27 protein-coding genes are annotated in these 25770 nt (G+C 63.6%); 20 read left to right on the top strand and 7 right to left on the bottom strand.

Annotated elements, in window-relative coordinates; all coding sequences use genetic code 11:
* Positions 1-14: 14 nt before the first annotated feature.
* Entirely contained in the window at positions 15-1031 is a 1017-nt protein-coding gene (locus BUC08_RS17975; protein ID WP_081855410.1) for a pyridoxal-phosphate dependent enzyme, read from the bottom strand.
* The gene (locus BUC08_RS17970) at positions 1028-1666 is read right to left on the bottom strand and encodes a helix-turn-helix transcriptional regulator (RefSeq protein WP_037927594.1); all 639 of its coding nucleotides are present in this window, start codon (positions 1664-1666) and stop codon (positions 1028-1030) included. Before BUC08_RS17970 ends, BUC08_RS17975 begins: the two co-directional genes overlap by 4 nt.
* A 92-nt stretch (positions 1667-1758) precedes the next feature.
* Between BUC08_RS17970 and BUC08_RS17965 the strand changes: the two genes are divergently transcribed.
* From BUC08_RS17965 to BUC08_RS17945, 5 genes are all read left to right on the top strand, one after another.
* A complete protein-coding gene (locus BUC08_RS17965) occupies positions 1759-2829 on the top strand; it encodes a threonine aldolase family protein (protein WP_037927596.1) in 1071 nt (356 codons plus the stop codon).
* A gap of 181 nt (positions 2830-3010) precedes the next feature.
* Positions 3011-3817, top strand: coding sequence for a methylthioacryloyl-CoA hydratase (gene dmdD / locus BUC08_RS17960; protein ID WP_037927599.1), 807 nt, complete (start codon positions 3011-3013; stop codon positions 3815-3817).
* Positions 3818-3999: 182 nt separating this feature from the next.
* Entirely contained in the window at positions 4000-4704 is a 705-nt protein-coding gene (locus tag BUC08_RS17955) for an ABC transporter permease (protein ID WP_037927602.1), read from the top strand.
* Entirely contained in the window at positions 4704-5414 is a 711-nt protein-coding gene (locus tag BUC08_RS17950; protein ID WP_037927605.1) for an ATP-binding cassette domain-containing protein, read from the top strand. The genes BUC08_RS17955 and BUC08_RS17950 overlap by 1 nt, the downstream gene beginning before the upstream one ends.
* Positions 5414-6223 carry an ABC transporter substrate-binding protein gene (locus BUC08_RS17945; protein WP_037927766.1) on the top strand — a complete coding sequence of 270 codons (810 nt, stop codon included), beginning with the start codon at positions 5414-5416 and terminating at the stop codon, positions 6221-6223. The genes BUC08_RS17950 and BUC08_RS17945 overlap by 1 nt, the downstream gene beginning before the upstream one ends.
* A gap of 47 nt (positions 6224-6270) precedes the next feature.
* On the opposite strand, the gene BUC08_RS17940 is transcribed toward BUC08_RS17945, so the two are convergent.
* The 5 genes from BUC08_RS17940 to BUC08_RS17920 are packed head-to-tail and all read right to left on the bottom strand — an operon-like array spanning position 6271 to position 10765.
* Complete coding sequence (locus BUC08_RS17940; protein ID WP_037927607.1) at positions 6271-6768, bottom strand: DUF6505 family protein; 498 nt, start codon at positions 6766-6768, stop codon at positions 6271-6273.
* The gene (locus BUC08_RS17935; RefSeq protein ID WP_037927610.1) at positions 6765-7481 is read right to left on the bottom strand and encodes a biotin/lipoate--protein ligase family protein; all 717 of its coding nucleotides are present in this window, start codon (positions 7479-7481) and stop codon (positions 6765-6767) included. The genes BUC08_RS17940 and BUC08_RS17935 overlap by 4 nt, the downstream gene beginning before the upstream one ends.
* Positions 7478-8548, bottom strand: a complete 1071-nt coding sequence (locus BUC08_RS17930) for an Mrp/NBP35 family ATP-binding protein (protein ID WP_037927613.1) — start codon at positions 8546-8548, stop codon at positions 7478-7480. Before BUC08_RS17930 ends, BUC08_RS17935 begins: the two co-directional genes overlap by 4 nt.
* A 3-nt stretch (positions 8549-8551) precedes the next feature.
* Entirely contained in the window at positions 8552-8755 is a 204-nt protein-coding gene (locus BUC08_RS17925) for a DUF6494 family protein (RefSeq protein WP_037927617.1), read from the bottom strand.
* 27 nt (positions 8756-8782) lie between these two features.
* Complete coding sequence (locus tag BUC08_RS17920) at positions 8783-10765, bottom strand: 4Fe-4S binding protein (protein WP_073194334.1); 1983 nt, start codon at positions 10763-10765, stop codon at positions 8783-8785.
* Between the two features lie 377 nt (positions 10766-11142).
* Between BUC08_RS17920 and BUC08_RS17915 the strand changes: the two genes are divergently transcribed.
* The 15 genes from BUC08_RS17915 to BUC08_RS17850 all read left to right on the top strand — a co-directional run bounded on the left by BUC08_RS17915 (position 11143) and on the right by BUC08_RS17850 (position 25748).
* Entirely contained in the window at positions 11143-11682 is a 540-nt protein-coding gene (locus BUC08_RS17915; protein ID WP_037927623.1) for a DUF3305 domain-containing protein, read from the top strand.
* Entirely contained in the window at positions 11679-12275 is a 597-nt protein-coding gene (locus BUC08_RS17910) for a DUF3306 domain-containing protein (RefSeq protein WP_037927104.1), read from the top strand. Before BUC08_RS17915 ends, BUC08_RS17910 begins: the two co-directional genes overlap by 4 nt.
* Complete coding sequence (locus BUC08_RS17905) at positions 12272-12877, top strand: TorD/DmsD family molecular chaperone (RefSeq protein WP_037927106.1); 606 nt, start codon at positions 12272-12274, stop codon at positions 12875-12877. Before BUC08_RS17910 ends, BUC08_RS17905 begins: the two co-directional genes overlap by 4 nt.
* Before the next feature lie 58 nt (positions 12878-12935).
* A complete protein-coding gene (locus tag BUC08_RS17900; RefSeq protein WP_028956832.1) occupies positions 12936-13142 on the top strand; it encodes a hypothetical protein in 207 nt (68 codons plus the stop codon).
* Positions 13143-13290: 148 nt separating this feature from the next.
* Positions 13291-16287, top strand: a complete 2997-nt coding sequence (locus BUC08_RS17895; RefSeq protein WP_037927108.1) for a formate dehydrogenase subunit alpha — start codon at positions 13291-13293, stop codon at positions 16285-16287.
* A gap of 12 nt (positions 16288-16299) precedes the next feature.
* On the top strand, positions 16300-16893 hold the full coding sequence (gene fdh3B, locus BUC08_RS17890; protein ID WP_028956830.1) for a formate dehydrogenase FDH3 subunit beta: 594 nt from the start codon (positions 16300-16302) through the stop codon (positions 16891-16893).
* 110 nt (positions 16894-17003) lie between these two features.
* The gene (locus BUC08_RS17885) at positions 17004-18206 is read left to right on the top strand and encodes a formate dehydrogenase subunit gamma (protein WP_037927111.1); all 1203 of its coding nucleotides are present in this window, start codon (positions 17004-17006) and stop codon (positions 18204-18206) included.
* A gap of 34 nt (positions 18207-18240) precedes the next feature.
* On the top strand, positions 18241-18366 hold the full coding sequence (locus BUC08_RS25140) for a hypothetical protein (RefSeq protein ID WP_263480987.1): 126 nt from the start codon (positions 18241-18243) through the stop codon (positions 18364-18366).
* A 14-nt stretch (positions 18367-18380) separates the two neighbouring features.
* Positions 18381-19721 (top strand): sigma-54-dependent transcriptional regulator, encoded by a 1341-nt coding sequence (locus BUC08_RS17880; RefSeq protein ID WP_037927115.1) that lies wholly within the window; start codon positions 18381-18383, stop codon positions 19719-19721.
* A gap of 419 nt (positions 19722-20140) precedes the next feature.
* Positions 20141-20881, top strand: coding sequence for a FadR/GntR family transcriptional regulator (locus BUC08_RS17875; RefSeq protein ID WP_037927118.1), 741 nt, complete (start codon positions 20141-20143; stop codon positions 20879-20881).
* A 26-nt stretch (positions 20882-20907) separates the two neighbouring features.
* Positions 20908-21810, top strand: coding sequence for a crotonase/enoyl-CoA hydratase family protein (locus BUC08_RS17870; RefSeq protein WP_037927121.1), 903 nt, complete (start codon positions 20908-20910; stop codon positions 21808-21810).
* Positions 21807-22583, top strand: coding sequence for an enoyl-CoA hydratase-related protein (locus tag BUC08_RS17865; protein ID WP_037927125.1), 777 nt, complete (start codon positions 21807-21809; stop codon positions 22581-22583). Before BUC08_RS17870 ends, BUC08_RS17865 begins: the two co-directional genes overlap by 4 nt.
* A 110-nt stretch (positions 22584-22693) precedes the next feature.
* Positions 22694-23830 (top strand): C4-dicarboxylate TRAP transporter substrate-binding protein, encoded by a 1137-nt coding sequence (locus BUC08_RS17860; RefSeq protein ID WP_037927128.1) that lies wholly within the window; start codon positions 22694-22696, stop codon positions 23828-23830.
* 81 nt (positions 23831-23911) lie between these two features.
* A complete protein-coding gene (locus BUC08_RS17855; RefSeq protein ID WP_037927130.1) occupies positions 23912-24448 on the top strand; it encodes a TRAP transporter small permease in 537 nt (178 codons plus the stop codon).
* Positions 24441-25748 carry a TRAP transporter large permease gene (locus BUC08_RS17850; protein WP_037927132.1) on the top strand — a complete coding sequence of 436 codons (1308 nt, stop codon included), beginning with the start codon at positions 24441-24443 and terminating at the stop codon, positions 25746-25748. Before BUC08_RS17855 ends, BUC08_RS17850 begins: the two co-directional genes overlap by 8 nt.
* Positions 25749-25770 lie beyond the last annotated feature (22 nt).

Below are 25770 nucleotides of genomic sequence, written 5' to 3'. Positions count from 1 at the left end.
TGAGGGGCTGCGCGCTAGGGCGTGGTGATCTGCCCCAGCGCTTTCGCGTGGCGGCTTTCGGTGATGTTTCCGCCGCACACCACGGCAAGCGGGCGCGGCATGACTTGGGTCTGCGACAGCTTTTGCCATCCGGCGACGGCCAGCGCGGCGGCCCCTTCGACCCGCTGCCCGCAATCGGCCATCAGGTGTTTCATCGCGGTTGCGATCTGGGCCTCGGTGCAAGTAACGGCGCTGGTCAGACGGTCCAGCGACAGCGGTATCGTGATGCTATCGGGGTCAATCTCGCCCGCCACGGCGCTGGCAAGGGTCGGCGCATGGGCGCGCAGGGCGTCAGGCACCTTGCGCCAGTAGAGCGGCGCGGAATTCTGCGGAAAGCAGGCGTGCAGGCGGATATCAGGCCGCAGGTGCTGCAACACCACGGCCAGCGCGGAATACAGCCCGCCGCCGCCGACCGAGACAAACACATCCGTAACATCGGGATAGTCCCGGACGATCTCTGCCGCGATCGTCGCATGGCCCAGCAGCACGCCAAGGTGGTTGTAGGGGGAAATATACGTGGCCCCGTTGCGCGCGGCGAGGCTTGCCGCATGACGCTCGGCACTCAGGCAATCCGCGCCGTAGACGATGGTGCGCGTCGCGATCTGGCGCACCACTTCGTATTTGGCCAGCGACACATCCTCGGGCAGAACCACGGTTGCGGACAGGCCATTGCGCGCCGCCGCATAGGCGACCGCCAGCCCGTGATTGCCCGATGAGGCGGTGAAAACCTCGCCCTGCACCGCCGGCAGGACACCGGGGATGCCCTGCACGGTCGTCATCGCACCGCGCACCTTGAACGACCCGGTTGGCAGCAGGTTTTCCAGTTTCAGCAACAGCGGCCCTGCGCCGTTGATCGTGGCGGTGATGGTGGTCGAGTCCCGGACATCCGCCGGCAGCAGGCTGGCCGCACGGCCATGGTCATTGCGCAGGACACGGGCGGCCTGTTGTGCCGCGTCGTCTTGCGCAACGGACCAGACCAAACGGGGTGTCACAGGCCGCTTCCCAGATCGTTGGACTTGTCGCGGGCAGGGCGCATCGCCTTGTACAGGGTCGCCCGCGAGATCCCCAACAGCTGCGAAACATAGGTCGGTGAATTGCGGATGCTGAACGCGCCGTTGGCATCCAGCGCCTGGATCATTTCCGTGCGCTCGTCGCGGGTCATCGCCTCGAGCGAGGTGCGCCGTTCCCGCAAGAAATCATAGATGCGCGTGTTGATCTGCTCGCGCCAGTCGGTTTCGAACAGGACCGACGGTTGGTCCGCCTGTTCCGGTATCCCGATCAGGGATTGCAACATCTCGGCAGCGGCATCAAAGCGCGAGACATCAAGGTTCACGCAAAACAGCCCCGCCGCTGCACCGTTTTCGTCCCGCAAAACGGCGGTTGTCGATTTCATCCGGTGCAGATCGCGGCTGACCTTGGGATATGGTCCCATCACATCAAGATCGAGCGAGATATTTTCATCCATCGCCGTTTCGGACGGATCACCAACTTTGCGGCCCGAGATCGGATTGACGATATAGGCCACCGTGTCTGTTTCCAGATCATGCAGAACCACCTCTGCATGTGGGCTCAGCAAAGCTGCAAGGCTGTCGGCGATGGGAACATAGTTTCTGAAGATTTTTCGCATGGGTCCAACCTATCCTTTCTATACAAATTGTCAACACTGCTCATTTAGTATAATCACGACGCAACGCACCTGCAGGGAGGCAGCAGACCGTCATGAGTTTTGGCAGCGACAATCAATCCGGCGCATCGCCAGCCGTGCTGCAAGCCCTGTTGCACGAATTCAGCCAAAAGGGCGCATCCTACGGCACAGATGAAGCCACAAAGCAGGCAGAAGACAAGTTGCGCGAGGTGTTTGATTGCGACCTTGTTGCCTATTTTGTCACTTCGGGCACGGCGGCAAACTGCCTGGCCCTGTCTGCGCTTGGCGATCCGTGGGGGGCGATCCTGTGCCATCATCAGGCGCATGTGCTGCGCGATGAATCGACCGCGCCCGAGCTTTTGACAGGTGGCATGCGCCTGATGCCTGTCGCCCCCTTTGCCACGCGGCTGGACGTGGATACTGTCGCCGCCCACCTTCGCGCCATGCCCGACGACAGACCGCACAATATCCGCCCCCAGATCCTGTCGATCGCGCAATCCAGCGAGAACGGCCAGGTCTATACGCCCGCCGAAGTGCACGCCCTATGCGGCGTTGCGCAGGATGCGGGGCTGCGCGTTCACATGGATGGTGCCCGTTTTGCCAACGCCGTGGTGCATCTGGGCTGTCATCCGGCTGACATTTCTGCGCGCGCAGGGGTCGATGTGCTGTGCCTGGGGGCAACCAAGAACGGGGCGATGGCCGCCGAGGCCGTTATATTCTTTGACAAGACACTGGCGCGCGGCTTTCCCGACCGCATGAAGCGCAGCGGTCATCTGTTGTCCAAGGGCCGCTTTCTGGGCGCGCAATTCAATGCATGGCTGCACGATGACCACTGGCTGGATCTTGCACGTCACGCGAATGCGCGGGCACAGGTTTTGGCAATGACCCTGGCCGCGATCAACGGGGCCCGGATCGCCATGCCACCACAGGCCAACGAGGTCTTTGCGGTGCTGCCTCGCGCGGTCTGCGCGCAACTGGCTGCGGCAGGCATTGGTTTTGCCGAATGGTACGCCGACGCGATCCTGCCCGACAAAATTGACTTGGAGCACGAGGCTCTGGTGCGTTTCGTGACCTCCTTCGCGAGCAGCGAAAGCGAGATTTCAGCCCTTGCCAAGGCCGGGGGCGACACGGGCTATTTCTCTTGATGACAATGCCGAAAGGCACCCGTCGGCCAAACTGACGCGCCGTCACGGATCAAGGCGGACTTTCAGATTGTTTGACTGTTTCATTGGGCATATCTGTCGTCCTGACCTCTTCAAACGGGGCTTTGCGCACGCATAGGCCGGTCTTTGATCGCGGCCCCGTTCAACCAAAAAGGACTTTGCCATGCTCGACGCTTCGCATTTCGACGATTACACCAACCTGGACATCGCGCTGCGCGACAATGGTGTGGTGATCGTGACACTGGACCGCGCAGACAAGCGCAATGCGCTGGACGTGGCGACCATTGACGAGCTGGTGCGGTTTTTCAGCTCGGCCCATCGCAATGGCGTGCGGGCCGTCGTGCTGGCCGGGTCCGGTGACCACTTTTGCGCCGGTCTGGACCTGATCGAACACTGGAAGGCCGACCGCAGCCCCGATGAGTTCATGCACGTCTGCCTGCGCTGGCACGAGGCGTTCAACAAGATGGAATACGGCGGTGTTCCGGTGATTGCGGCGTTGAAAGGGGCCGTTGTCGGTGGCGGTCTGGAACTGGCCAGTGCGGCCCATGTGCGGGTGGCCGACGCGTCCACCTATTTCGCCCTGCCCGAAGGCCAGCGCGGCATTTTCACCGGCGGCGGTGCCACGATCCGCGTCAGCGACCTGATCGGCAAGGCGCGGATGATCGACATGGTTCTGACCGGCCGCGTCTATCAGGGCCAAGAGGCGGTAGATCTTGGCCTTGCGCAATATCTGGTCGACGGGTCCAGCCTGGACAAGGCCATCGCGCTTGCGGACAAGGCGGCAGCAAACCTGCCGTTGACCAATTTTGCCATTTGCTCGGCGATCAGCCACATCAACAACATGTCCGCGATGGACGGCGCCTATGCCGAATCTGTGGTTGCGGGGATCGTCAACACGCAACCGGCAGCACGTGCGCGGCTCGAAGCTTTTGCCGACAAGACCGGCGCGCGGGTGCGTCCCGAAAGCTGAGCGGACAGGCCGCGCGGTCAAATTGTCCAGCCACCTGCAAGGCGTATGAAAATCTGCGGACAGCTTGTCCGCGACAGGGACAATCGTGTCTCACGGGGCTGGCCTTGGACAAAATGTCCTGACACTCTGCACGCGAATACGGTTGGGCCCGCCCAACTGCGGGGGGAGGGGGCCAGTCTCGCATGGTCGATTTATGGAGCGGTCTGGCGCAAGCGTTCTGGCTGGTCGTGACGCTGGACGCCGAGCTGGTCGAGATCGCGCTGCGGTCCCTCCGGGTGACGCTCAGCGCGCTGGCCGTGGCCTGTGTCATCGCCCTGCCGCTGGCCGCCTTTGTCGCGGTGAAACGGTTCCGTGCACGGCGGTTTGTCATTGCCATCCTGAACGCGCTGATGGGGCTGCCGCCGGTGGTGGTGGGGCTGGTCGTTTACGTGTTTCTGTCGCGGTCCGGTCCGTTGGGGGTCATGGGGCTGTTGTTCACGCCCACGGCGATGATCATCGCCCAGACCATCATCATCGTGCCGCTGATCGCGTCGATTGCGCACCAGTCGATCCGCGATCTTTGGCAGGAATATCATGATCTTCTGATCTCGATGAACGTCACGCAGGGGCAAAAGATCCGCACGCTTCTGTGGGATTGCCGCCGCGCCTTGCTGACCGCCGCGCTGGCCGGATTTGGCCGCGCGATTGGCGAGGTGGGCGCGATCATGATCGTGGGCGGCAACATCGACCACGCCACGCGGGTGCTGACCACGGCGATTGCGCTGGAAACCGGCAAGGGTGAATTCGCGCTGGCGCTGGCCCTGGGCTTTGTGCTGATCGGGCTGGCGGTGGCGGTCAATCTGGCGATCCACTGGCTGGGCCGGACCGAACGCGAGGGGGGCTGGTGATGCAACTGTTCCCGATGACGGCCAAGGGCATCGAAAGCCGCAGGCGCGGGCAGGTTCTGGTGGGGCCGATCGACCTGACGCTGGACGGAACCGGCGCCTGTGTGGTGGTCGGGCCGAACGGTGCCGGCAAGACGACATTGCTGCGGCTGCTGCACGGCACCGCGCGGCTGTCGGCGGGACAGATCAACTGGGCCTGTCCGACGGACGAGGCGCGCCACCATCAGGGGTTTGTGTTCCAGCGGCCCGTGATGCTGCGGCGCACGGTGTTGCAGAACCTGATCTATCCGCTGCGCCTGCGCGGGGTGCCCTTGGCGCAAGCCCGCGACCGTGCGCGCGACTGGGCCGCGCGGGTGGGGCTGGCGGATATGCTGGACCGTGCCGCCCCCGTCCTGTCGGGGGGCGAGCAGCAAAAGCTGGCGCTGGCGCGGGCGCTGATTTCAGAGCCTAAAGTGCTGTTTCTGGACGAACCCTGTGCCGCGCTGGATGGCCGCGCCACCCGCGAGATCGAAGAGATTCTGACACATGCGAAATCCACCGGCACGCGGCTGATCCTGTCCACGCACGACATGGGGCAGGCACGGCGGCTGGCGGACCAGGTGCTGTTCCTGCTGGGCGGGCGCATCCATGAAAGCGGCCCGGCAGAGACATTTTTCAACCGGCCCGAAACGCCACAGGCGCGGGCCTTTCTAAGAGGAGACATAGTCGAATGATGAAACGGTTTGCATTGACGCTGGCGGCGCTGGCCATCGGCACCGCTGCACAGGCGACGGACGTGATGAAAATGGCGGTGACGACGTCGTTCAACAACTCGGGACTGGCCGAGGTGCTGTTGCCCGAGATCAAGAAGGATCTGGACCTGGAGGTTCAGTTGCTGGTCGTCGGCACCGGACAGGCGATCAAACTGGGCGAGGCGGGCGACGTTGACGCCATTCTGGTCCATTCGCGCAAGGCCGAAGAAGCGTTCGTCGAGGGCGGGTTTGGTACACATCGCACCGAGATTATGTACAATGATTTCGTGTTCATCGGCCCCAAGGCCGACCCCGCTGGCATCAAGGATGCCGATGCTGCCGCCACCGCGCTGACGTCGATTGCCGAGGCCGAGGCGCCTTTCGTCAGCCGTGGCGATGACAGCGGGACGCACAAGAAAGAGCTGTCGCTGTGGAAAGCGGCGGGTCTGGACTCCACGGGGTTTGGTGACTGGTACAAGGCCGTCGGTGCCGGCATGGGGGCCGCGCTGAACACCGCGTCGGGCATTCCGGCCTATATCATGTCGGACCGCGCAAGCTGGCTGAACTTTGGCAACAAGGGCGATCTGGAACTGCTGTATGCGGGCGATCCGGTGCTGTTCAACCAATACGCCTATCTGCCCGTGAACCCTGAAAAGCACGCCCATGTCAAAACCGAACTGGCGGGCAAGCTTGAGGCGTGGCTGGTGTCGGAACGGGCTGCGACGTTGATCAACGATTACAAGATCAACGGCGAAACGCTGTTCGTGTTCAACGCCAAGGCGGCGGAATAACCCCGCATCCGTGACACATCGCGCCCCTGTGACGGGGCGCGGTGGCGCTATTCCGGCAGGTCGCCGTGAATGGCGAACTGTTCCAGCCCGGCATCCTGTGGCTGGATCACGCGAAAGCTTTCGCGCACGCCCGCGTCGGTCAGTTCGCGCGCCACGGTCAGCAGGGTGTTGGCGTCGTGGTCGGCGCACATGTCCATCATCTGCGCCAGTTCCTCGGCGGCGACGGGGCGGGCGGCGTTCACGTCAGGTGCGCCGTAGTAGGTGACGAAATGCTGCGCCAGCATGTCGGTCAGCGTGGCAATCTCAGACGGCTCTACCTGCGTCACCGCGACGAATGTCACGCGGCCAAAGGTTTCCAGCCCCAGCCAGCCGTTGGCAAAGGCCTGTCGCGCCTTGCCGGTCAGGTCGCCGTCGGTCCAGTCCGAAAACTCGAACCCGCCCGACACGCACCATTCCCCGGTGCGCGCAGGGCTGGAAAACACGTTCGTGTCGCTTTCGTCGAAATGGATCGCGCGGGCAAGTTTGCGCAGGTCGGGCTGGGTCACGGGCTGGGCTCCAATATAGCGGTCAGCGGGATCAGGTGGGTGGTGTCGGCGTCGCGCAAGAGCAGGCCAAAGCGTTCGTCGACGCCAAGATAGGTGCCGGTCTTGCCGTCCTGGGTGGTCGCTTCGCCGATGCCGTAAGCCAGCCCGCGCCATTCGCTGTGCAGGGGGGCTGCGCCCTCGCCGTCCCAGCGGTTGATCCAGTGCAGGCTGTGGCGCGCCCATGCCTCGACCAGTGCGGGCGGGGACACCTCCGCGCAACCTTCGGCATAAAGCGCGGTCTGATCCGGGCGCAGGCCGGTTTCGGCAAGGTCGGGATCGTCGAGCGGATACAGCGGCAGGGTGAACCCCACGACCAGCCAGTCGGGCACCGCCTCGGGGTCGGTGGTGGACGCGATGCAGCGGAACCGCCCGCACGCCGCGTTGTTGATGCGAATGCCGCCATCCCAATCCAGATGCACGGCAATCTCGGGCGGGGCCAGCGCGCCCAATGCGTTCTGAAAGCCGATGCCACACAGCGGCAGCATCGCCATGGCGTCGCGCAAGGGCACCTCGGGGGCAAAAACCAATGCCGCCTGCACCACGTGACCGGCCAGCGCATAGACCACCAGCCCTGCGTCACAGCCCATGGCGGCGCGCATGGCGGCGTGCTCGAACGCATCCGCCGCCACGGCCTCGCCCCACAGCAGCGGCGGAAAGGTCAGCGTGTCGGTCATGCGTGGCCGCCGTCGATCAATTGGCGGGCGATGGCCTGAAAGCTGGCCGCCTGCGCGCTGTCGGGCTGGCTGACGGTGATCGGCGCGCCGCCGTCCGAGGCCAGACGGATTTGCAGGTCCAGCGGCACCTCGGCCAGCAGGGGCACGCCCATCTTGGCCGCTTCTGCCGCCACGCCGCCGTGGCCGAACACATGTTCCTCGTGGCCGCAGTTGGTGCAGATGTGCGTGGACATGTTTTCGATCATGCCGATGATCGGCACCTTGAGCTGGTTGAACATATCAATGCCCTTGCGCGCGTCCAGCAGCGCCACGTCCTGCGGGGTCGAGACGATGATCGCCCCGTCCACCTGCGCCTTTTGCGCCAGCGTCATCTGCACGTCGCCGGTGCCGGGGGGCAGGTCGACGATCAGCACGTCCAGCGCGCCCCATTGCACCTGGGTCATCATCTGTTGCAGCGCGCCCATCAGCATCGGGCCGCGCCAGACCACGGCCTGATCCTCGTTGGTCATCAGGCCGATGGACATCATCGTGACACCGTGGTTGCGCATCGGCAGGATCGTCTTACCATCGGGCGAGGCGGGCCGCCCCGACACGCCCAGCATCCGCGGCTGGCTGGGGCCGTAAACATCGGCGTCCAGCAGGCCGACACGCCGCCCCTGTTGCGCCAGGGCGCAGGCCAGGTTGGCGGATACGGTGGATTTGCCCACGCCGCCCTTGCCCGAGGCGACGGCCAGGATACGGTCGATGCCGGGGATTTTCTGCGGGCCTTTGGGTTCGGCGGCGCGTTGCGGTTTCAGGTCGGGCGGCGGGGCCTTTTCGCTGTGGCCGGTCAGCACGATGGACACTTTGCCGATGCCATCGACCTGCGCCAGCGCGGCCTCGGCCTGTGCCTTGGCCTGCGCGTAGGAGTCGGCCAGTGCGGGCGGGATTTCCATGACGAAACGCACCGCGCCGTTGGCATCGACGTTCAGGGCGCGCATCACGCCGCTGGCGACGATGTCGGTGTCGGTTGCCGGATCATTGACGGTCTTGAGCGCGGTCAGAACCGCCTCTCTGGTGGCTGCCACGGTTTAGTCCTGTTCTGCGTCTGGCGCGGTGATGGTGCCGGTGACCTCGTGGGTCATGCCCAGTTCGGGGATGGTGATGACGGCGCGCACCGGCACGGCCTGACCGGCGGTTGCACCCTCGCGCATGGCCTTTTCGATGGCCTGCTGCGAGGTCACGCCGACCTGTTTGAGAAACTTGCGCATCGACATGTTGAAGTCATCGCTCATTGGGGTGGCTCCCTGTGTTCGGGCGGATCAGTGATCGCGCCGCTTGCTAAGGTAATCGTCGGTGGTGCGGGGGCGGGGGCGTTCGGCCCCGGCCAGCGGGTTGTTGGCGCTGTGATACTGCGCGTTGATGCGGCAATCATCACACATCTGGATCATGCGCAACTTGCTCTCATCCGCGAACATGGAATGGTTGCGCAGTTTGTCGGTGATCCGGTCGATGGTGGATTTGACGCCAAAGAGCGTGCCGCATTCGACGCAAGGGAACGGCTCTTCCTCGTGCAGCACGCGCTGTTCCAGTGCGGCGCCGGTCAGGTTCAGTTGGGGGGCAAGGGTGATCGCATCCTCGGGGCAGATGTTGGCGCACAGGCCGCATTGCAGACAGGCGTCTTCCTGAAAGCGCAGTTGCGGCAGGTCGGGGTTGTCGCCCAATGCGCCCGAGGGGCACAGCGACACGCAGGACAGGCACAGGGTGCAGGCGTCACTGTCGACCACAACAGCCCCGTAAGGCGCACCGGCGGGCAATGGCAGCACCTCGGCCTCGGGGTGCAAGGCGCGGGCGGCCTGACGGGTGATCTGGCGGCGGGTGCCCATGGGGCGCACGGGGCTGGCCACGGGGGCGGGGGCGGGGGCCGTGCCGTCGGGGGTGGGGGCCGTGCCGTCATACAACGTGTCGGACATGGCATCGGGGTCGGGCGTGTCGATCAGCTGCACGCGGGCGTCGCCACCGATGGCACGGGCCAGAGCGATCTGGGTTTCGATCGCGTCGCGGTCCGATTTCGGCCCCAGCAGCAGGCTGACGCCCGCGAAACCGGCGGCCAGCGCGGCCAGCGCTTCGGCATGGCCGAATGCCGCCAGCGCGGGCAGGGCCATAGGGATCACATCGGCCGGCAAGCCGCGCCCGTGGCGGGCCGACAGGCGGATCATTTCCGCGCCGTGGGTGTCGTCGTGGACCAGCAGGCGGGGGGCGGTGCCGCCCGCATCCAGATAGGCGCGCGCCAGCGTCTGCACCCGCAGCATGGTGAAATCGACGGCCGGCGCGTCATAGCTGATGGCACCGGACGGGCAGGCGGCAGAGCACGCCCCGCAGCCTGCGCAGATCATCGGATCAACGCTCACGTGGTCGCCGTCGGGGGTGATCGCCCCCGTCGGGCACAGGTCCAGACAGTTGGTGCAGGCGGTTTGCCCCGCGCGGCTGTGGGCGCACAGCAGCGGTTCGGTGCGCACGTACAAGGGTTGTTCAAACGTGCCGACCAGATGCGACGCGGCCAGCACGGCGGCGGCGACGGCAGGCGGGTGGGCCGGATCGGCGCGCAGGTAGCCCTCGCGTTTCTCGTGGGCGGGGAACAGCGGCTGCTGCTGCCCACGCATATCCAGGATCACGTCGCAGTGGCTGATCGCGCCGTCTTGCGGGGCGGTGTAGGTCAGCTCGCCACGGCCGCCGGGCACGACCTGACGCAGGGCGTCGATGGTCACCTCGAAGTGCCCCAGCGCGCCCTTTGCCTTGCGCAGGGTGCCGCCGATCACGTCAAACGCGCGGGTGTCGGGCAGGGGCTGCGACGGGTCGGTCAGCAGGGTGACGGCAAGGTGGTCTTTCAACTGATGCGCGGCCTGCACCGCGGCCTCGCCCGTGCCCAGGATCAGGCACAGCCCTTCGGATGTCACATCCAGCGACTTTTCAAGCGGGGCGTTCAGCAGCGCCTCGGATGCCAGCGCGGACATTTTGGGCAGTTTCGACGCGGGGTCATCGGACCAACCGGCCCGGTCGCGCAGGTCCAGCAGGGGGGGCGGGGCCACCCCCAGTTCCTCGGCCAGTTCGGTGAAGACCCGCGATTCCTGGGTGCAGCAGAAAATTGCATCACCTGCGGTCAATGCGGCGGCGGCACGGTCGATCTGGCGGGTGCACAGGGCCGAACAGGGGGGCGCGACCGCATGGCCAAGGGTGTTGGCAAGTGCTGCGGAATCGATGCTTTGCGAGCCTTCACAATCACATGTTATCAACGTCTTTGCCATGATTTTTCCCTTGCTGGACACGCCTTTTCGGGCGGTTCGCGGACGGCGATCAGGCTCCAAGCTAGACGGGTTTCCGGGCCGCCCACAACCGCAATTCTGCGCCGACGCGGGAGCAAGGCCCGTCAGCCAGCGATGCCGCACGGCAGCATTCGTATCACGTGATTCGTTTTCAGGCGCGGCGGCTTTTTCCTATGAAAACAGTCGGGTTAGACAATTCGTCCGACAGCGCCGGTTTGCCCCTCGCGGACGGGCCAACTTGTCTGGAGGACAGGATTTTTTGGGCTAGCTGGGCGTTAAGGCTTTGCACCGGACCAAGGCCGCGAGAGGATAGAGACCGGAGGAGCATCTTGATTTACAACCCGAATATGTACCGGACCTTGCCCGTGGGCGTCGTGCTGCGGCGGACCCCCGGTGTGACCCGTTGGGCCAGGTGGAGCTGGAAGGCCACCGCCGTCCTGCCCGGTGCATCGGACGCGCACTGGCGCGAGCTGCGCCGCGAGGGAGAAGTCACAGAATATCACGCCGCCACCTTGCCGCTAGAGTTGCACGGGGCCGAGACCGAGGCCTATGTGCACGGGCTGGGCGCCGAGGTGCCGTGCGTCTACGTGGTGATGCGCCCGATTGCGGGGGCCACGGATCGCCCGTTCGATGTTCTTCTGGTGACCGCGTCGCCCTACGAGGCGCAGGATTATTGCGACAGCGCCGAAGAGGTGGTCGAGAAGGTCGCCATGCCGCAGGGGCTGGAGGCGTGGGTGCGCGACTTTGTCGAGCAGTTCCACCAGGACGAGGTGTTCGTGAAACGTCGCCGCGACAAGCAGCGCACAGATCAACAACAGGATGGCATCGGCGATCCGCGCGTACAGACCAGCGCGGATGTCTACGCCTCGCCCGCGTTGAAACGCAGGCGGATGATATGAGCGGGTTCTGGGATCGCCGCCGCGCTGCCGTGGCCGCCGAGGCCGAAGGCGAGGCGCAAGCTGTTGCCGCCGCGGTGCAGGCGCAAGAGCAAGCCGAGCTGGAGGCGCGCGACGATGCGGAGCTGTTGGAAGAACTGGGCCTGCCGTCGCCGGACAACCTGGTGGATGGGGCGCAGTTGCGCGCATTCCTCAAGGCACAATTGCCGCAACGGCTGAAAACACGGGCGCTGCGCGGGTTCTGGCGCAGCAATCCGGTTCTGGCCTGTCTGGACGGGCTGAACGATTACGACGACGATTACACGTTGGCGTCGACTGCGGGGCAGACGGTGAACACGCTGTATCAGGTCGGCAAGGGCATGGTGCAGCCGATTGCCGATATGCTTGAGGAAGAAGCGCCGCAGGACGAGGTGATCTTGGCCCAAACCACGGATGTGGACGTGCCCGAACCGCAGGTGACGCAGATCGAAACCGCCCCGGCCTATGTCCACGAAGAGACCGAGGACGACGCGGACGTGATGGCGTCCGCCCCGACACACCGCCGGATGCGCTTTCATTTCGCAGCGGCACCCGACGCAGAAAGCACAGGCGCATGAACCAGATGACCGGCACCCAGATCCCCGAAGAAGACCGCCTGCGCGCGGACCTTTACAACTTTATGGGCCTGATCCTGTCGGCCCCGCCGGATCGCATGTTGCTGGACCAGTGTGCGGGGCTGAACGGCGACGACACCGAGCTGGGGCAGGGGATTGCCACGCTGGCCAAACTGGCGCGCCTGACCAAGCCCGCGACGGTCGAGGCAGAGTTCAACCGCCTGTTCATCGGGCTGGGGCGGGGCGAGCTGTTGCCCTATGCCAGCTATTACCTGACCGGTTTCCTGAACGAAAAGCCGCTGGCGCTGTTGCGTCAGGACATGGCGGCGCGGGGGCTGGCGCGGGCCGATACGGTGTTCGAGCCCGAGGACAACATCGCATCGCTGATGGAGATGATGGGCGCGATGATTGCGGGCCGCTTTGGCACGCCGGCCACGCTGGACCAGCAAAAGACGTTTTTCAGCAAACACATCGCCCCTTGGGCGGGACATTTCTTTTCCGATCTGGAGGGGGCCAAAACGTCGGTCTTCTACGCGCCCGTGGGCAAGATCGGCCGCGCCTTCATGGAGGTCGAATCCGAGGCCTTCCGGCTGAGCGGCACCTGATACCAAACCCGCGGGCAGGTTGCCCGCTGACACTTCAAGACACCAAGAGGAGGCAAAGATGACCAAGCAATCCGACGCACCCGAGGTCCGCAAGGACAGACGTGCGTTCCTGAAATTTGCGGGCACCGCCGCACCGCTGGCTGCGGTGGCCGTGGCCACCGGCACGACCGAGGCGCAGGCCGCCCCCGTCGAGGCAGACCTGTCATCGGACAAGATGCAGGACACCGCACACACCCGCGCCTATTACGCCAGCGCGCGGTTCTAGGCCCCCGGCCCGGCCCCAAGACACCGCACGGCCCGATCCCGGACCTGCAACACCGGCAATAAGCGACTGGTTGCGTGACGCCCGACTGCAGATTGCCATCCATTAGCCACCAGATGCGGGCCAAGACCCGCGTTCAGGGAGTGAAGATATGTTGAGGAAAAAGACCAACGGGGTTGCGCGACGCCCCCAGCGGACAAGTATCCTGTCTGACGTGGCCCGGTCCAAGATTGACCGCCGTGCGTTTCTGCGCGGTTCAGGGCTGGCCATTGGCGGCCTTGCTGCCATTGCTGCCATTGCTGCGACAGGCGGCACCGTCCAACAAGCCAATGCCGCAACGGCTGCGGCGACAGGCGCCATCGAAATCAAGAAATCCATTTGCACCCACTGTTCGGTGGGCTGCACGGTCATCGCCGAAGTGTCGGGCGGTGTCTGGGTCGGGCAGGAACCCGGCTGGGACAGCCCCTTCAACCTGGGCGCCCACTGCGCCAAGGGGGCATCGGTGCGTGAACACGCCCACGGCGAACGCCGCCTGAAGTATCCGATGAAGAAAGTCGGCGGCGAATGGCAGCGCATCAGTTGGGAACAAGCGATCAACGAGATCGGCGACAAGATGACGTCGATCCGTGACACATCCGGTCCCGACAGCGTCTATTGGCTGGGCTCGGCCAAGCATTCGAACGAACAGGCGTACCTGTTCCGCAAGTTCGCGGCCTATTGGGGCACCAACAACGTCGATCACCAGGCGCGTATCTGCCACTCGACGACCGTTGCAGGTGTTGCGAACACATGGGGCTATGGCGCCATGACCAACAGCTATAACGACATCCACAATTCCAAGGCGATCTTCATCATCGGCGGCAACCCCGCCGAGGCGCACCCTGTTTCGCTTCAGCACCTGCTGAAAGCCAAGGAACAGAACAACGCGCCGCTGATCGTCTGCGACCCGCGCTTTACGCGCACGGCGGCCCATGCGGACGAATTCGTGCGCTTCCGGCCCGGGTCGGACGTGGCGCTGGTGTGGGGCATTCTGTACCATATCTTTGACAACGGCTGGGAGGATCAGGAGTTCATCCGCACCCGTGTCTGGGGCATGGACGAGATCCGCAAAGAGGTGGCCAACTGGACGCCGGACGAGGTCGAGCGTGTGACAGGTGTGCCCGAAGCACAGTTGAAACGCGTGGCCCGCACGCTGGCCAACAACCGCCCCGGCACCGTGATCTGGTGCATGGGTGGCACGCAGCACACCAACGGCAACAACAACACCCGCGCCTATTGCATCCTTCAGCTTGCGCTGGGGAACATGGGTGTGGCCGGTGGTGGCACCAACATTTTCCGCGGCCACGACAACGTGCAGGGGGCGACCGATCTGGGCGTTCTGGCCGACACGCTGCCGGGTTATTATGGCCTGTCTGCCGGATCGTGGGCCCACTGGGCGCGTGTCTGGGAGGAAGACCTGGATTGGCTCAAGGGCCGCTTTGGCACCATCAAGGGGGCCGATGGCAAGGACAAGGAGATGATGGGGCTGACGGGCATTCCCGTTTCGCGCTGGATCGACGGTGTTCTTGAGGCACGCGAAAACCTGGAACAGCCCGACAACACCAAGGCGATGGTGCTGTGGGGTCACGCGCCCAACTCGCAGACCCGTCAGAAGGAAATGAAGACGGCGATGGAAAAGCTGGACCTGCTGGTCGTGGTGGACCCGTACCCGACCGTTTCCGCCGTGCTGCACGACCGCACCGACAACACCTATCTGTTGCCCGCGTCGACGCAGTTCGAAACCTCTGGCTCGGTCACCGCGTCGAACCGGTCGCTGCAATGGCGGGAAAAGGTTGTCGAGCCGCTGTTTGAATCGCTGCCCGATCACACGATCCTGTACAAGTTCGCCGTCAAGTTCGGCTTTGCGGATCGCATGTTCCGCAACATCGAGGTGAACGGCGAGGAGCCGCTGGTCGAGGATCTGACCCGCGAGTTCAACCGCGGCATGTGGACCATCGGCTATACGGGTCAAAGCCCCGAGCGGATGAAGATGCACATGGAAAACCAGCACACCTTCGACAAGACCACGCTGCGGGCCAATGGCGGTCCTGCGGATGGGGATTTCTACGGGATGCCGTGGCCCTGCTGGGGCACGCCCGAGATGAAGCACCCCGGCACGGCGAACCTTTATGACATGTCGATGCCGGTGGCCGAAGGCGGTTTGACCTTCCGCGCCCGGTTCGGCGTGGAACGGGACGGTGAAAACCTGCTGGCCGAGGGCGTCTATTCTGTCGGGTCGGAAATTCAGGATGGATACCCTGAATTCACCATGCAGATGCTGATCGACCTGGGCTGGGACGGTGATCTGACGGCGGAAGAGCGTCGTTCGATTGAAATGGTCGCAGGCTATGAAGCGCCCGAAAAGGCCGACGAAGGCACCGAAGAGGTGGGCGAAACCTCGCAACAGGGCGACATGCCGTCGGATTATGTCGAGGCTGTGGGCGGTATCAACTGGAAGACCGACCTGTCGGGCGGCATCCAGCGTGTGGCAATTGCCCACGGCTGTGCGCCTTTTGGCAACGCCAAGGCACGTTGCGTGGTCTGGACCTTCCCCGACCCTGTGCCCGTGCACCGCGAGCCGCTGTACACAAACCGTCGCGATCTGGTCGAAGACTATCCGACCTACGAGGACAAATCGTTCTGGCGGGTGCCGACGCTGTATGCGTCGATCCAGAAGAACGACTTTTCCAAGGAGTTTCCGATTATCCTGACCTCAGGCCGTCTGGTCGAATACGAGGGCGGCGGGGACGAAACGCGGTCGAACCCGTGGCTGGCCGAGCTTCAGCAGACCATGTTCATCGAGATCAACACGCGCGATGCCAACAATCTGGGCGTGCGTGACGGGACCGATGTGTGGGTCGAAGGGCCGGAAGGCGGGCGGATCAAGGTGCAGGCCATGGTCACCGAACGGGTCGGCGAAGGCGTTGCCTTTATGCCGTTCCACTTTGGCGGCCACATGGAAGGCGTCAGCCTGCGGGACAAATACCCCGTGGGTGCCGATCCGATCGTTCTGGGGGAAAGCACCAACACCGTGCAGACCTATGGCTACGATTCCGTCACACAGATGCAAGAGACCAAAGCGACTCTTTGCAAAATCATGCCCGCGTAAGGAGACAAGAGAATGGCTAGATCAAAATTTCTCTGCGATGCCGAACGCTGCATCGAATGCAACGCCTGTGTCACGGCCTGTAAGAACGAGCACGAGGTGCCCTGGGGCATCAACCGCCGTCGGGTGGTGACCATTCAGGACGGCAAGCCGGGCGAACGCTCGATCTCGGTGGCCTGTATGCACTGTTCGGATGCGCCCTGTATGGCCGTCTGTCCCGTGGATTGCTTTTACCAGACTGACGAAGGTGTGGTCCTGCACTCCAAGGATCTGTGCATCGGCTGTGGTTACTGTTTCTACGCGTGCCCCTTTGGTGCGCCGCAGTACCCGCAGGCGGGCAACTTCGGCTCGCGCGGCAAGATGGACAAGTGCACCTTCTGTGCCGGTGGTCCCGAGGAAAACAACTCGGCCGCCGAGTTCCAGAAGTACGGGCGCAACCGGATCGCAGAAGGCAAGCTGCCGATCTGCGCCGAGATGTGTTCGACCAAGGCCCTGTTGGCCGGTGACGGCGACATGGTGTCGGACATCTACCGCGAACGTGTGGTGGCCCGTGGTTTCGGGTCCGGCGCCTGGGGTTGGGGCACAGCCTACGGCCAGAAGGGTCAGTAACCCGGCGGCACGGGCACACTTACGGGCCACGCGTCCGTGCCGATGACAGGTCTGGCGGCCCCCGTTGTGGCGGGCCGCCGCTTCACCGTTATTCATGCGGGGGATTTCCCATGTTGCGCCATCTGATGGCACTATTCGTTATTGCGTTGCTGGCTTTGCCCGGCATCGCATCTGCACAAGACGTGCGCCCGCCGGAAAACGCGGCAAACGTCGACACGCCACGCGCCTCGACCGGCGGGGCGCAAACGCTTCAGGACGTGCTGCGCCGCCAGCAGGGTCTTGAGGTTGATGACAGTTTCCGCCGCAACAACATCGGCGGCGACGCGGGCACGGCACCCGGCCTTGGCCCGTTGGGCGGCACGTCGGATGCCGAGCAATGGCGCGCGCTGCGCTATAACGAGGCGGACGTGCGCGTGTCGACCCTGAACCCCACCGGCAAAGTGCTGGTGCAGGACGGTGGCATGTGGTGGCTGGATGTGCGCCGTGGCCCGTTGCTGACCTATGGCGGCTGGCTGCTGCTGGGCACGCTGGCCGTTCTGGCCGTGTTTTTCCTGTTGCGCGGGCGCGTACGGGTCGAGGACGGCATGTCGGGGCGCACCGTCACGCGGTTCAAGGCGATTGAACGCTTTGCCCACTGGATGCTGGCGGGGTCGTTCATCCTGCTGGGGCTGACCGGGCTTTTGTCGCTGTTCGGGCGCAAGGTTTTGATCCCTGCCTTTGGGCACGAATTCAATTCGGTGCTGCTGATCGGGTCAAAGTTCATTCACAACAACGTCTCGTGGGCGTTCATGATCGCGCTGGTGATGGTGTTCGTGATGTGGGTCTGGCACAACCTGCCCGACCGCACCGACCTGACATGGTTCCGCTATGGCGGTGGCATCATCGGCAAAAAGCACCCGCCCGCGAAGAAGTTCAACGCCGGTCAAAAGCTGATCTTCTGGTCGGTGATCGTGCTGGGCGCATCGGTGTCGGCCTCGGGCCTGTCATTGCTGTTTCCCTTCGACCTGCCGCTGTTCGGGCATACGTTCGCACTGTTGAACGACAGCGGAGTGCCGCAGGCCGTGGGCCTTGGCACCATGCCCGTCAATCTGGCCCCGCAGGAAGAGATGCAATATGCGCAACTGTGGCACGCCATCATCGGCTTTGTCATGATGGCGATCATCTTTGGCCACATCTATATCGGCACGTTGGGTATGGAAGGCGCCTATGACGCGATGGGCAGCGGCGAGGTTGACGTGAACTGGGCCGAGCAACACCATTCGATCTGGCTGGAAAAGGTCAAGGAAGACGAACTTCGGAGGCCTGCAGAATGACCGCATTCAGGGCACAGGCAACAGGAGACCGGCCATGAAAATGATGTTTGCAGGCTTTGCCGGGATCATCGTGATCGGTGTCGTGGCCTATTTCGGGCTGCACGAGATGGGCTTTTCCTCGCAACAGGTCTATTCCAGTGACAACGTCCGCGTGGACTGACACGAGGGAAGACCATGGCAGATGACGAATACGGCGGCACGCTTGCGGGCGCGTCGGTCCTTGTGATCGACGACGAGCCGGGTATGCGCAATTTCCTGGTCAAGATGCTGGAACCGCGCGTGAAGCGGGTGGAGCAGGCCGCGTCGCCCGCAGAAGCGACGCAGTTGCTGGACAAGGCCCATTTCGACGTGGTCGTGCTGGACAACATCATGCCGGGCAAGACGGGCCTGGAATGGGTCACCGAACAGCGTCGCAAGGGGTTCTACGCCGATACCATCCTGATCACCGCCTATGCCGATCTGGAAACCGCCATCGCCGCACTGCGGGCAGGGGTCAGTGATTTCATCCTGAAACCGTTCCGCACCAACCAGATACTGGGGGCGGTGTCGCGCACGCTGGACCGCAAGAACCTGCGCCGCGACAACACGTTGCTGCGGCGCGAGCTGGACGCTGGGTCAACCGCGCGGATGCTGGGCAAGTCGCCCGCCCTGACCGCGGTGCGCGACCTGCTGAAACGGCTGGCGCCGCTGCCGACGCCGGTTCTGTTCACCGGCGCCAGCGGCACAGGCAAGGAGCTGGCGGCGCGGCAGTTGCACCAGATGTCGCCGCGCGCCGACAAGGCGTTCGTGGCGGTGAACTGTGCGGCCATCGCGCCGGACCGGATCGTGCCGGAACTGTTCGGCTCGGTCGAGGGGGACGCGACGCTGAAACCCGGCCTGCTGTTGTTGGCCGATGGCGGCACGCTGTTCCTGGACGAAGTGGCGCAGATGCCCGAACCGCTGCAAGCGGCGTTCCTGCGGGTGCTTGAGGACCAGCGCATCCGCCCGCAGGGGGCCGAACGCGAAATCCCGCTGGACCTGCGGTTCTTGTTCGCCACCAACGCCGATCTGGAACAGGCGGTGGCGCAGGGGCGGTTCCGCGCCGACCTGTATCACCGCATCAACGTGATGAAGATCGAGATGCCCCCCTTGAAGGACCGGTCGGAGGACATCGTCGAACTGGCCGCATTGTTCATGGAGCAGTTTTCCACCGCCCTGGGCATGCCCGCGTTACGGCTGGACGACGACACGTTGCTGAAGCTGCGCCGCTACGACTGGCCCGGAAACGTGCGCGAACTGCGCAACCTGATCGAACGCTCGGTGATCCTGGGGTTCTTTCCCGATGAATTCGCGGGGAAAGGATCGGTTGCGGGGGCGCGTGCCATCGAGGATCTGGATTTGGTGGTGCAACGGCACATGTTGCACATGCTGGACCTGTGCCAGGGCAATCGCGCCGAGGCCGCCCGCCGTCTGGGTGTGTCGCGCAAGACCATCGACCGCAAGCTGCAAGCCTGGGGCGAAGTGCCTCCGGGCTGACCTTGCCGTTTTGCCTTTGCCGCGCGCCCGTCTTCGGGCAGGCATCGAATCTGTGGATTGACGTCCAAACAACCAGCAGATGAGCCCCAGAATGCGCAGGCCACCGATACAGTGTGGTCCGAAAGGGTAAAATGCCGCTGCGTCACGCGCTTTGTGTCCGACACTAAATTCAAGCGCGCCGGCAGGAAAACAGGGTAAAAACCGTATAGATTTCCCGAGATTTCACTAGATGCAGCATGTTTTTCCCCAAAACATCTACATATTGGTGAAAACCGCGCAGATTTGCCCCGGTTGACAGAATTCATGAGACACATCCAGAGTGCCTGAGTGTCAGACCAAGAGGGCCTCATGACCTGCGACGTGATCAAACAGCATTCTCAACCGGAAACTGCATCCCGTGACACCATCCGGGTGTCGGCATGAAGGCCGCAGGAAAACCGGCACAGGTGCACTTTGCCTACCAGCAGATCGCCGACGAGATCGAGGCGCAGATCCTGCGCGGAGACCTCAACCCCGGCGACCAGTTGCCCGGCGAGGCCGAGCTTGCCGGACAGTTCGGGGTGACACGCTCGACCCTGCGCGAAGGGTTGCGCCAGCTGGAAAGCGACGGTCTGGTGCATCGCCCGTCGCCGCGACGGCTGGAGGTTGCGGTGCCGCAGGCGGATCAGCTGACCACGCGGTCCGGGCGTGCGATGGCCCTGATGAAGGTGACGTTCCGCGAGCTGTGGCAGGTCACCATGATGACAGAGCCGCTGGCCGCGCGCCTGGCTGCCGAACATGGCACGGCGGATGAAATCAACGGCCTGCAAAGCCTGCACGCCGAAACCGTCGCCGCCGAGGGCATGATGAAACGCACCATCAGCCTGGACGAGGATTTTCACACCCGTCTGGCCGACATGGGCCGCAACCGCGTGCTGGGGCTGGCGCGCGAACCGATTGCGCTGTTGCTGTTCCGTGGCTTTGAACAGATCGCGCCCTTTGCGCCCAAATTCTACAAACGCCAGATCGAGGCCCATTCCAACATCATCGCCGCCCTGCGCGACCGTGATGCCGACCGCGCCGAGAAATGGGCGCGGATGCACATCGAGGATTTCTGGCGCGGGGCGCAGATTGCGGGCCTCGAGGACGAGATCGCCCTGAACCCGCGCGCCTTGTCATAGCGCGGACCTTGGGGGGAGGAAACAAGATGACATACCAGACACTGACCACGCACACCGCCGATGGCGTCATGGTGCTGACGTTGAACCGGCCCGACCGGCTGAACGCCTTTACGCTGGTGATGATGCAAGAGATGATCGCGGCGCTGGACGTGGCCGATGCGGATGACGACGTGCGCGCGATCATCGTCACCGGCGAGGGGCGGGGCTTCTGTGCCGGTGTGGATCTGGATGACCCCGATGCGTTCACTTCGGCACGGCCCGACATGACCTCGACCGATCCGGCGGTGTGGAACGATCCGACCAACCGCGACATGGGCGGGCTTGTGGCGCTGCGCCTGTTCAACTGTCTCAAGCCGGTGATTGCTGCCGTGAATGGTCCCGCTGTCGGGATCGGCATGACCATGCAACTGCCGATGGACATCCGCATCGCATCAACCTCGGCGCGGTTCGGATTTGTCTTTGCCCGGCGCGGCATCGTGCCCGAAGCGGCGTCGTCATGGTTCCTGCCGCGTCTTGTGGGCATGTCGCAAGCGTTGGAGTGGTGTTATTCCGGTCGGGTGTTCGACGCGGAAGAGGCCATGGCGGGCGGGCTGGTCCGTTCGGTGCATGACCCCGAGGACCTGCTGGCCGAAGCGCACCGTATCGCGCGCGAGATTGCGGACAGCACCGCGCCCGTGTCCATCGCCCTGACCCGCCAGATGATGTGGCGCATGGCCGGGGCTGCGCACCCGATGGCGGCACACCAGATCGACAGCCGTGGGATTGCCGCGCGCAGTGGGTCCGCGGACGCCGCAGAAGGCGTGGCCAGCTTCATGGAAAAACGTGCGCCGGTGTTTCGTGACAAGGTTTCGACCGACATGCCCGGATTCTTTCCTTGGTGGGACGAACCCGAATGGACGATGGCGCCGCGCAAGGGAGAGCCGAAGTGACCGACAAGATTCGGGTCGAACGCAAGGGCGCGGTCACAACACTGCGTCTGAACGACCCCGCCACGATGAACAGCCTGACGCCCGCCATGGCGCGCGCGCTGCACGCACGGCTGGTCGAAGAGGCCAAAACCGCCCGCGCCATCGTGCTGGCCGGAACTGAGCGCGCATTTTCCACGGGGGCCAACCTGAAGGCGGCGATCCCCCAGGACATCGCCAGTTTCGATGTCGGCGAGACGCTGGAGCAGGACTATAACCCGCTGATGCTGGCGATCCGTGATCTGTCGATCCCGCTGGTGTCGGCGGTCAATGGCGCTGCGGCAGGGGTGGGCGCGTCGATTGCCCTGTCGTGCGACATCATCGTCGCGGGGCGGGATGCCTATTTCCTCGAAGCTTTCGCGCGCATCGGCCTGATCCCCGACGGCGGGGCGACATGGTTGCTGACCCGTGCGGTGGGCCGTGTGCGGGCAATGGAAATGATGTTGCTGGCTGAAAAGATCCCCGCGCCACAGGCGTTCGACTGGGGGTTGATCACGCGGCTGGTCGACAACGACGCGGTCGAAGCGACGGCGATGGAAATTGCGCAGCGACTGGCCGAGGGACCATCGTCCAGCCTTGCCCTGATCCGTCGCGCGGCATGGCGTGCTGCCGACAGCGACTTTGAATCCACGCTTGGAAACGAGCGTGAATGGCAGAAAAAGGCGGGAGAAACGCCCGATTTTGCCGAAGGACTGTCAGCGTTTCTGCAGAAACGCCCTGCACGGTTCAACGCATAAGCGCTTGCGCGGGCCAAATGGGAGTGAGGCCAGCGCACACGTTTAAGGGAGACCCAGTTCGCCAGCCGGTGAAACGGGAAGGGAATGTCTCAATCGGAGGAAACGAGACCATGAAAACAGCTATCAAGGGAATTCTGGCCAGCGCATCCATGCTGGCAATGGCGGGGGCGTCCTATGCCCAGGACCTGACATTCGCAGGCGGCTGGCCGCCCGGTTCTGCGCCGACGCGGATGCTGGAGGACTATGCCAAGGCGGTAGAGGAATACACAAACGGCGATGTGACCATGCGTGTGTTCCCGCTGTCCCTGCTCAGCTTTGCCGAGGTGAACGCAGGCGTGCGCGACGGGATCGCCGACGCTGCCGCCAACCTGACCGCCTATTTCCCTGCGGAATATCCCAACCTGAACATGCTGTCCGAATTCTCGGAACTGGTCGAGCTTGAGGAATTCGCGGGCGAGCTGAGCTCGACCGCCTTTGCCGGTGCGATCACCGAATACGTCATGTTGAACTGCGACGACTGCCAGACAGAGGTCGCGGCGCAAAACCAGGTCTATCTGGGTGCGGCATCGACCACGTCCTATGTGCTGCAATGCGTCGTGCCGCTGAACTCGGTCGCGGACCTCAAGGGCAAACGCATTCGCGCCGCCGGTGCCTATTGGGCACGTTGGGCGGAAACCGTGGGGGCCGTGCCCGTTTCGATGTCGGTCAACGAAACACTGGAAGGCCTGAACCAAGGCGTTGTGGACTGCACCGCCAGCAACACGGCTGACTTTGTGAACTTCAGCTTTATCGACGTTGTGAAATATCTTTACGTCGGGCTGCCGGGCGCGCAGTTCAACGTGCCGTTCACCATGAACATGGACGCCTGGAACAGCCTGTCGGACGACTCCAAGGGTCAGGTTATGCGGGCCAATGCCAAACTGATGGCAGATGTCACATGGGTCTATATCGAAGAGGCGCGCGCGGGCAAGGAACGGGCACCGGGGCTGGGCATCGAATACACCGATGCGGCGGCGGATCTTGTGCAGATGAACCGCGAATTCATCGCCAAGGACAAGGACGCCATCGCCTCGATCTATAAAGAGCGGTTTGGTCTGGAAACCGGCGCCGCAGCGGCCGAGGCGTTGAACACGTTGCTGGTCAAGTGGACCGACCTGACCAAGGGCGTCGAGGGCGGCGAGGCACTGGCCAAGCTGTACTACGATGAAATCTTCTCGAAGGTCGATGTCGCCAGCTACGGCAAATAATCCGCGAGACCACACCTGGGAAAGATCGGGCACCGGACTGCGGTTCGGTGCCCGACACTTGCAACAACGGGAGGCCCCACCATGTTTCTGATCGGCAGATTTCTGTCATCCCTGTCCAAGCTATCATCCTTGATCGGGACGATCTGCGTCATTCTGATGATGCTGCACGTCACCGCCGACGTCATCGGACGCTATTTCTTCAACGCGCCATTGCCCGGCACGATCGTCGTGGTGGCGAACTATTACATGGTTGTGCTGGTGTTCCTCGCGATCGGCGTGGCCGAGGAACAGCGGGCGCATATCTCGGTCGAGTTCGTCACGGACATGATGCCCGAACGGGTGCAGACCGGGTTCTCCGTCTTTTCCAGTGCGCTGACCGTCGTGGTGATCTCGGCGCTGATGGTGGCAGGCTACACCGAAGCGATGAAAAAGACGAACATCGGCGCCACGATGGAGCAAGGGTCGCAGATGATCGAGGTCTGGCAGAGCTACTGGGCCATTCCGGTCGGTGCGGGGCTGATGGTCCTGATTGCCGCCTACCGTGTCATCACGACCCTCACGGGCCTGCGCAGCGGGTTGAACGAAACCGGAATAGATGCTGAATTTATAAATGACTGATGTTGGAATTGGCCTGACCGGCCTGGCGACACTGATCGCCCTTATCGCAATGCGGGTTCCGATTGGTATCTCGCTGATCGGAGTGTCGTTCGGCGGGCTGTGGGTGCTGATGGGACCGCGCGTGGCCTGGGGGGCGATGGGGCTGGTGCCCTATCAGTTCACGTCCAGCTGGATCTTGTCGTCGATCCCGATGTTCCTGTTCCTGGGGTTCATCAGCTATCACACGCAACTGACCAAGGGCATGTTCAATGCCGCGCGCGTCTGGATGGCCGGCTTGCCCGGCGGTCTGGCGATTGCGTCGATCTTTGGTTCGACCGGTTTCGCGGCGGTGTCGGGGTCGTCCATCGCCTGTTCGGCGGCAATGGGGCGCATCGCGATCCCGGAAATGATGAAGCACAAATACCACCCCGAGCTGGCCACCGGCACCGTGGCGGTGGCGGGGACCATCGGCGCGCTGATCCCGCCGTCGATCATTCTGATCCTCTACGGTGTCATCGCCCAGATCTCGATTGCGGACCTGTTTCTGGGCGGCGTCTCTGCCGGTCTGCTGACCGCGCTGGGGTATGTGATCGTCGTGCTGATCCGGGTCAAACTGAACCCGGACCTGGCCCCGCAAAAGGACGAAAGCGTCACGACGCGGGAAAAGATCCTCGCTTTGCGCGAGACCTGGCCACTGCTGCTGATCATGCTGGGGATTTTCGGAGGCCTGTTTGGCGGTGTCTTCACACCGACCGAGGCGGGCGCCGTGGGTGCCTTTCTGGCCTGTATCGTGGCATTGGTCACCGGCGAAATGACATGGGCCCGTTTCCTGACGGCGGCGCGCGAAACGCTGATGACCACGGCGTCGTTGCTGGTGATCGCGGTGGGGGCCAGCCTGCTGACCCGCTTTCTGGCGCTGTCGGGAGCGGGGAACTACCTGTCGTCGGGTATCCTGTCCATCGCGGACAGCCCGGTGCTTTTGATGCTGGGGATCGTTTGCGTTTACCTGCTGATCGGCATGTTCCTGGAACCCATCGGGGCGATGCTGCTGACGCTGCCGATCATCCTGCCGGTGGTCGATGCCTCGGGGTGGAGCCTTTTGTGGTTTGGCATCGTGCTGACCAAGCTGCTTGAGATCGGGATGATCACGCCGCCCATCGGGATGAACGTCTTTGTAATCAAAAGCGTGGTGGGCAACCTGGTATCCACTTCGGCCATTTTTCGCGGGGTGCTGTGGTTCCTTGTCATGGATCTGGTCCTGGTGGCCATCCTGTGTGCCTTTCCCGCGCTGGTCCTGACCCTGCCTGCATTGATGCAATAAACACCGGTCCGGCGGGGCAAGC

The organism is Pseudosulfitobacter pseudonitzschiae, from assembly GCF_900129395.1.
Lineage (GTDB): Bacteria > Pseudomonadota > Alphaproteobacteria > Rhodobacterales > Rhodobacteraceae > Pseudosulfitobacter > Pseudosulfitobacter pseudonitzschiae.
This window is presented reverse-complemented; position numbering and strand designations above follow the sequence as displayed.

Excerpts from the sequence above, each read along its gene's own strand:
- BUC08_RS17970 (WP_037927594.1), bottom strand. The coding sequence starts at position 1,666 with ATGCGAAAAATCTTCAGAAACTATGTTCCCATCGCCGACAGCCTTGCA.
- BUC08_RS17965 (WP_037927596.1), top strand. The coding sequence starts at position 1,759 with ATGAGTTTTGGCAGCGACAATCAATCCGGCGCATCGCCAGCCGTGCTG.
- dmdD (WP_037927599.1), top strand. The coding sequence starts at position 3,011 with ATGCTCGACGCTTCGCATTTCGACGATTACACCAACCTGGACATCGCG.
- BUC08_RS17955 (WP_037927602.1), top strand. The coding sequence starts at position 4,000 with ATGGTCGATTTATGGAGCGGTCTGGCGCAAGCGTTCTGGCTGGTCGTG.
- BUC08_RS17950 (WP_037927605.1), top strand. The coding sequence starts at position 4,704 with ATGCAACTGTTCCCGATGACGGCCAAGGGCATCGAAAGCCGCAGGCGC.
- BUC08_RS17945 (WP_037927766.1), top strand. The coding sequence starts at position 5,414 with ATGAAACGGTTTGCATTGACGCTGGCGGCGCTGGCCATCGGCACCGCT.
- BUC08_RS17935 (WP_037927610.1), bottom strand. The coding sequence starts at position 7,481 with ATGACCGACACGCTGACCTTTCCGCCGCTGCTGTGGGGCGAGGCCGTG.
- BUC08_RS17925 (WP_037927617.1), bottom strand. The coding sequence starts at position 8,755 with ATGAGCGATGACTTCAACATGTCGATGCGCAAGTTTCTCAAACAGGTC.
- BUC08_RS17920 (WP_073194334.1), bottom strand. The coding sequence starts at position 10,765 with ATGGCAAAGACGTTGATAACATGTGATTGTGAAGGCTCGCAAAGCATC.
- BUC08_RS17910 (WP_037927104.1), top strand. The coding sequence starts at position 11,679 with ATGAGCGGGTTCTGGGATCGCCGCCGCGCTGCCGTGGCCGCCGAGGCC.
- BUC08_RS17905 (WP_037927106.1), top strand. The coding sequence starts at position 12,272 with ATGAACCAGATGACCGGCACCCAGATCCCCGAAGAAGACCGCCTGCGC.
- BUC08_RS17900 (WP_028956832.1), top strand. The coding sequence starts at position 12,936 with ATGACCAAGCAATCCGACGCACCCGAGGTCCGCAAGGACAGACGTGCG.
- BUC08_RS17895 (WP_037927108.1), top strand. The coding sequence starts at position 13,291 with ATGTTGAGGAAAAAGACCAACGGGGTTGCGCGACGCCCCCAGCGGACA.
- fdh3B (WP_028956830.1), top strand. The coding sequence starts at position 16,300 with ATGGCTAGATCAAAATTTCTCTGCGATGCCGAACGCTGCATCGAATGC.
- BUC08_RS17885 (WP_037927111.1), top strand. The coding sequence starts at position 17,004 with ATGTTGCGCCATCTGATGGCACTATTCGTTATTGCGTTGCTGGCTTTG.
- BUC08_RS25140 (WP_263480987.1), top strand. The coding sequence starts at position 18,241 with ATGAAAATGATGTTTGCAGGCTTTGCCGGGATCATCGTGATCGGTGTC.
- BUC08_RS17880 (WP_037927115.1), top strand. The coding sequence starts at position 18,381 with ATGGCAGATGACGAATACGGCGGCACGCTTGCGGGCGCGTCGGTCCTT.
- BUC08_RS17875 (WP_037927118.1), top strand. The coding sequence starts at position 20,141 with ATGAAGGCCGCAGGAAAACCGGCACAGGTGCACTTTGCCTACCAGCAG.
- BUC08_RS17870 (WP_037927121.1), top strand. The coding sequence starts at position 20,908 with ATGACATACCAGACACTGACCACGCACACCGCCGATGGCGTCATGGTG.
- BUC08_RS17860 (WP_037927128.1), top strand. The coding sequence starts at position 22,694 with ATGAAAACAGCTATCAAGGGAATTCTGGCCAGCGCATCCATGCTGGCA.
- BUC08_RS17855 (WP_037927130.1), top strand. The coding sequence starts at position 23,912 with ATGTTTCTGATCGGCAGATTTCTGTCATCCCTGTCCAAGCTATCATCC.
- BUC08_RS17850 (WP_037927132.1), top strand. The coding sequence starts at position 24,441 with ATGACTGATGTTGGAATTGGCCTGACCGGCCTGGCGACACTGATCGCC.